Origin of the sequence: Pseudochelatococcus contaminans (genome assembly GCF_014195635.1) — a bacterium.
Taxonomy (GTDB): Bacteria; Pseudomonadota; Alphaproteobacteria; order Rhizobiales; family Beijerinckiaceae; genus Pseudochelatococcus; species Pseudochelatococcus contaminans.
The window spans coordinates 501,062-507,414 of sequence record NZ_JACICC010000003.1 but is presented as its reverse complement, the minus strand read 5'-3'; the positions used below and the strand labels follow the sequence as shown (position 1 = coordinate 507,414).

Annotated in this window: 2 protein-coding genes; both read right to left on the bottom strand. The window is 59.5% G+C overall.

Features of this window, described 5'->3' with window-relative positions; all coding sequences use genetic code 11:
- Window positions 1-691 (bottom strand): hypothetical protein (locus FHS81_RS08705; protein WP_210281600.1); only part of this gene is annotated, 691 nt, incomplete at its 3' end.
- 250 nt (window positions 692-941) lie between these two features.
- Window positions 942-6,233 carry a beta strand repeat-containing protein gene (locus FHS81_RS08700; RefSeq protein ID WP_183751939.1) on the bottom strand — a complete coding sequence of 1,764 codons (5,292 nt, stop codon included), beginning with the start codon at window positions 6,231-6,233 and terminating at the stop codon, window positions 942-944.
- Window positions 6,234-6,353: the final 120 nt, after the last annotated feature.

Below are 6,353 nucleotides of genomic sequence, written 5' to 3'. Positions count from 1 at the left end.
TGATGGTCTTGTCGGCAACAAGAGGCGTCAGTTCGAACGTCGTCTCAACGTCGCCATCTTCGATCGTAACGTTCTTCGTCAGCGTCTTGGCGGTGGCCTCCCAAGTCCAGCCGGCCGTCAGAGCGTCAGCATCCGTTGCGAACAGATCCTCCAGTGCATCAACGGTCAACGTGACCGTGACCTCGTTAGCGCCGGACGGAAGATTGGCGCCCGTCACCTTGATCGTCACCGTTTCGTTCGCGTCGAGAGTGCCGTCGCCGTTCGTGTCGCCCGTAACCTCTTGCGACAGAGCCAGTGTAGGAGCCGTCGAGTCTGTGGCTGCTGCAACCGTCACACCCAGCTGGGTCGCATTGACGGTGCTGTCGCTCACGAGTTGCGCATCGACATTGATGGTCTTGTCGGCAACAAGAGGCGTCAGTTCGAACGTCGTCTCAACGTCGCCATCTTCGATCGTAACGTTCTTCGTCAGCGTCTTGGCGGTGGCCTCCCAAGTCCAGCCGGCAGCGTCAGCGTCAACATCCGTTGCGAACAGATCCTCCAGTTCATCAACGGTCAACGTGACCGTGACCTCGTTAGCGCCGGACGGAAGATCGGCGCCCGTCACGGTGATCGTCACCGTATCGTCCGCGTCGAGAACGCCGTTGGCATTCGTATCGGTGGTAATGGCTTGCGTCAGAGTCAGTGTAGTCATTCCTAAATCTCCATTATCATCAATTAATAAAAAACACTGCACAGCCAGAGACGAATGATAGAAATGTCATACAACTTCATCCACATGCAGCATTGTTACGCAATATATGGCGCATACTTTGCAATTTAATGACACATGCGTCAGTTCTTGCCCCGTCACTGACATGCAGCCGGGAGACGCGTCATACAATTCTTTCGTTGGGCGGGCCATTGGCCCGCCCCCTTAGTTCTCGTCAGGCTCTGGATTGATCTCAGACTTCGTGGATCTCACGGCCTTCGTAGATGCCGTACTGCAGGTAGTGCGTCAGCGGGTTGATGCCTGCTGCAGCCACGTCCGTGTTCTCTGCCAGATAAGCGTTGGTGTCGAACTCGGATGATGCCACCCGGCCTTCGCGCCAGCCGTAGGTGTTGTAGTGCGCCAGCGGATCGACGCCAGCAGCCGCAACGTCCGCGTTCGCGGCCAGATAGTCAGCCGGATCGAAGAGCGTGTTGGCCGAACGGCCTTCCTTGAAGCCATACTCGGCGAAGTGCGTGCGGGCATCCACACCCGCCGCCGCAACATCGGCGTTCGAGAGCAGGTAGTGCTGCGCGTCGAAGCCGTCGGCTGCGATGGTCTCGCCAACTGCCTCGTAAGCCTTGCGGCCTTCCGCACGACCGTACTGGAGGTAGTGCTCCAGCGCATTCACACCGGCTGCCGCGACATCCGCGTTGTTCTGCAGATACAGGCGGACATCGAAGTTGGCCGATGTATCGCGTCCCTCAGCCGCACCGTGCTGGATGAAGTGCTCCAGCGCGTTCACACCGGCTGCCGCGACATCCTTGTTCACGGCCAGATAGCCGCTGACGTCGAAGAAGGCGTTGGGATCGCGGCCTTCGGAAGCGCCGTGCCGCAGGAAGTGCACGGACGAGCCCACGCCGGCCTTGAACACGTCAAGGTTGTTGAGGGCGTAGAACACCGGATCGAACAGACCGGAGTGCGAGGCCAGATCAATCGAGCCGTCCTTGAACACCAGCTTGGTGAAGCCGACGAGATGGTCTGCCACCGCGCCGCCTGCGTTGAAGCTGATGTGCGTGCCGTTGTACTCCAGAGCATAGTCCGAGAGGTTCTTGGCGAACGTCACGATCTTGTTGCCTGCCGGCGCAACGATGACGTCAAGCTTGTCATCCGCTCCGGCATCGCCTGGCTGCGTCGGCTCGCTCGGCTCGCTCGGCTCCGTCGGCTGCGTCGGTTCCGTAGGCTGCGTCGGCTCAGTCGGCCCCGTCGGTTCCGTAGGCTCGGTCGGTTCCGTAGGCTGAGTCGGCTGCGTCGGCTCGGTCGACTCGCCCGCAACCGTCACATCCAGCTTGCTCGCCTTGACGGTGCTGTTGTTCGCGAGTTCCGCAGCGACATTGATGGTCTTGTCGGCAACAAGAGGCGTCAGTGTGAACGTCGCGGTCGTCTCGCCAGCTGCGATCGTAGTGGTCCGCGTCAGCGTCTTGGCGGTGGCATCCCAAGTCCAGCCGGCAGCGCCAGCGTCAGCATCCGTTGCGAACAGATCCTCCAGCGCATCAACGGTCAACGTGACCGTGACCTCGTTAGCGCCGTCCGGAAGATTGGCGCCCGTCACGGTGATCGTCACCGTTTCGTTCGCGTCGAGAACACCGTCGGCGTTCGTATCGCCCGTAACTTCGCTCGTCAGAGACAGTGCAGGAGCCGTCGGGTCTGCCGCAACCGTCACATCCAGCTTGCGCGCCTTGACGGTGCTGTTGTTCGCGAGTTCCGCAGCGACATTGATGGTCTTGTCGGCAACAAGAGGCGTCAGTGTGAACGTCGCGGTCGTAGCGCCAGCTGCGATCGTAGCGGTCCGCGTCAGCGTCTTGGCGGTGGCATCCCAAGTCCAGCCGGCAGCGCCAGCGTCAGCATCCGTTGCGAACAGATCCTCCAGCGCATCAACGGTCAACGTGACCGTGACCTCGTTAGAGCCGTCCGGAAGATTGGCGCCCGTCACGGTGATCGTCACCGTTTCGTTCGCGTCGAGAACGCCGTCGGCGTTCGTATCGCCCGTAACTTCGCTCGTCAGAGACAGTGCAGGAGCCGTCGGGTCTGCGGCTACCGTCACATCCAGCTTGTTCGCCTTGACGGTGCTGTCGCTCGCGAGTTCCGCAGCGACATTGATGGTCTTGTCGGCAACAAGAGGCGTCAGTGTGAACGTCGTGGTCGTAGCGCCAGCTGCGATCGTAGCGGTCCGCGTCAGCGTCTTGGCGGTGGCATCCCAAGTCCAGCCGGCAGCGCCAGCGTCAGCATCCGTTGCGAACAGATCCTCCAGTGCATCAACGGTCAACGTGACCGTGACCTCGTTAGCGCCGTCCGGAAGATTGGCGCCCGTCAGGGTGATCGTCACCGTTTCGTTCGCGTCGAGAACGCCGTCGGCATTCGTATCGCCCGTAACTTCGCTCGACAGAGTCAGTGCAGGAGCCGTCGAGTCTGTGGCTGCTGCAACCGACACATCCAGCTTGGTCGCATTGACGGTTTTGTCGTCCACGCGTTCCGCAGTCACCTTGGTGATGTCCCATGTACCCGTAGGCGTCAGAAAGATCCCCATCGAAGTCCTGCCGTCTGGGATCTCAAAGGTCTTCGTCAACGTCTTGGTCTCGGCACTCCACGCCCAGCCCTCATCCCCAGCGGCAGCCTCATCTGCGAACAGCTCAGTGATATCAGTATCAACGGTCAACGTGACCTTGACCTTGTTAGCGCCGGACGGAAGATCGGTGCCCGTCACCTGGATCGCCACATGACCCCCCCCGATGCTTTGAGCCGTCGCGCTGACGGTGCCGTTGTCCTCGATTTTGGCATCGACACCGATGATCTTGCCGGCAACAAGAGGCGTCAGTGTGAACCCCGTGGCGGTCGACTCAGCTGAGATCGTAACGGTCTTCGTCAGCGTCTTGGCGGTGGCATCCCAATCCCAGCCGGAAGCGTCAAGCTCAGTCTGAGTTGCGAACAGCCAAGTGTATTCATCAACGGTCAACGTGACCGTGACGTCGTTAGCGCCGTCCGGAAGATTGGCGCCCGTCACCTTGATCGTCACCGTTTCGTTCGCGTCGAGAGTGCCGTCGGCGTTCGTATCGCCCGTAACTTCGCTCGACAGCGTCAGTGTAGCAGGGAGTGCTGCAACCGACACATCCAGCTTGGTCGCCTTGACGGTTTTGTCGTTCACGAGTTTCACAGCGACATTGTCGGTGTTCCATGTACCATTAGGCCTCAGATCGAAAGACACCTCAGTCTGGCCGTCTGCGAGCACAATGGTCGCCGTCAGCGTCTTGGCGTCGGCATCCCAAGTCCAGTTGGCAGCCTCAGCGGCATCCTCATCTTCGTACAGCTCAGTGATATCATTATCAACGGTCAACGTGACCGTGACCTCGTTAGCGCCGGACGGAAGATCGGTGCCCGTCACAGTGATCTCCACCGCACTCCCATTCGCGTTGTTTTCAGCGGTCGCTCTGACGGTGCCGGCGGTGTTATCCACGATTTTGGCATCGACCGAGAAGGTCTTGCCGGCAACAAGAGGCGTCAGTTCGAACGTCGCGGTCGTAGCGCCAGCTGCGATCGTAACGGTCTTCGTCAGCGTCTTGGCGGTGGCACCCCAAGTCCAGCCGGCAGCCTCAGCGACAGCCTGAGCTGCGAACAGATCACTCGGTTCATCAAAGGTCAACGTGACCGTGACGTCGTTAGCGCCGTCCGGAAGATTGGCGCCCGTCACGGTGATCGTCACCGTTTCGTTCGCGTCGAGAGTGCCGTCGGCGTTCGTATCGCCCGTAACTTCGCTCGACAGAGTCAGTGTAGCAGGGAGTGCGGCTACCGTCACATCCAGCTGGGTCGCATTGACGGTGCTGTCGCTCACGAGTTGCGCATCGACATCGATGGTCTTGCCGGCAACAAGAGGCGTCAGTTGGAACATCGCGGTCGTAGCGCCTTCTACGATCGTAACGGTCTTCGTCAGCGTGTTGAAGCGATCCCAAACCCAGCCGGAAGCGTTAAGCGCAGTCTCATCTGCGAACAGCCAAGTGTAATCATCAACGGTCAACTTGACCTTGACGTCGTTCCCGTTAGCGCCGTCCGGAAGATTGGCGCCCGTCACGACGATCGTCACCCTTTCGTTCGCGTCGAGAATGCCGTCGGCGTTCGTATCCTCCGCAATTACGCTTGTCAGAGTCAGTGTAGCAGGGAGTGCGGCTACCGACACATTCAGCTTGGTCGCATTGACGGTTTTGTCGTCCACGCGTTCCGCAGTGACATTCTCGGTGTTCCACACACCCACAGGCCTCAGAGTTAAACCCGTAGTACTCCGGCCATCTGCGAGCGTAACAGTCTGCGTCAGCGTCTTGGCATCGGCATCCCACGCCCAGCCGGCAGCGTCAGCGGCAGCCTCATCTGTGAACAGCTCAGTGATATCACTATCAACGGTCAACGTGACCTTGGCCTTGTTAGCGCCGGGCTGAAGATCGGTGCCCGTCACGGTGATCGTCACCTCACCCGCGTCTTCTGAAGCCGCCGCGCTGAAGCTGCCGTTGTCCTCAATTTTGGCATCGACATCGATGGTCTTGCCGGCAACAAGAGGCGTCAGTTCGAACGTCGTGGTAGCCTCGCCAGCTGCGATCGTAGCGGTCTTCGTCAGCGTCTTGGCGGTGGCCTCCCAAGCCCAGCCGGCCGACTGAGCGTCAGCATCAGTTGCGAACAGATCCTCCAGTGCATCAACGGTCAACGTGACCGTGACCTCGTTAGCGCCGTCCGGAAGATTGACGCCCGTCACGGTGATCGTCACCGTCTCGTCCTTGTCGAGAGCGCTGTCGGCGTTCGTATCGGTCGTAATGGCTTGCGACAGAGTCAGTGTAGTAGCGCCCACCGGCACATCCAGCTTGGTCGCGTTGACGGTGTTGTCGTTCACGAGTGCCACAGCGACTTTGGTGTTGTCCCATGTACCCGCAGGCGTCACAGTGAGAGTCGTCGTAGTCTCGCCGTCCGGGATCTCAACGGTCTTCGCCAGAGTCTTGGCCTCGGCATTCCACGCCCAGCCGTCAGTCTGAGCGGCAGTCTCATCTGCGAACAGCTCAGTGATATCATTATCAACGGTCAACGTGACCGTGACCTCGTTAGCGCCGGACGGAAGACCGGTGCCCGTCACGGTGATCGCCTGTCTACCCTCTTGGTTTTCAGCCCCCGCGCTGACGGTGGCGTTGCCCGCCATTTTGGCATCGACCGAGAAGGTCTTGCGGTCAACAAGAGGCGTCAGTGTGAACGTCACGGCAGTCAGGCCGTCCACGATCCTAACGATCTTCGTCAGCGTCTTGGCGGTGGCCTCCCAAGCCCAGCCGTCATTCCCAGCCATGGTCTGATTTACGAACAGATCCTCCAGTGCATCAACGGTCAACGTGACCGTGACGTCGTTAGCGCCGGACGGAAGATCGGCGCCCGTCACGGTGATAAGCGCCCTCTCGTTCGCGTCGAGAACGCCGTTGCTGTTCGTATCGGCGAAAATTTCTTGCTTCAGAGTCAGTGTAGTCATTCCTAAATCTCCATTATCATCAATTAATAAAAAACACTGCCCAGCCAGAGATGGGCGTTATAAATGTCATAAAAATTCATCCACATGCAGGATTATTACGCATGATATGGCGCATACTTT

Bases quoted from the DNA above. Each gene is read 5' to 3' on its own strand.
- FHS81_RS08700 (WP_183751939.1), bottom strand. From the start codon at position 6,233: ATGACTACACTGACTCTGAAGCAAGAAATTTTCGCCGATACGAACAGC.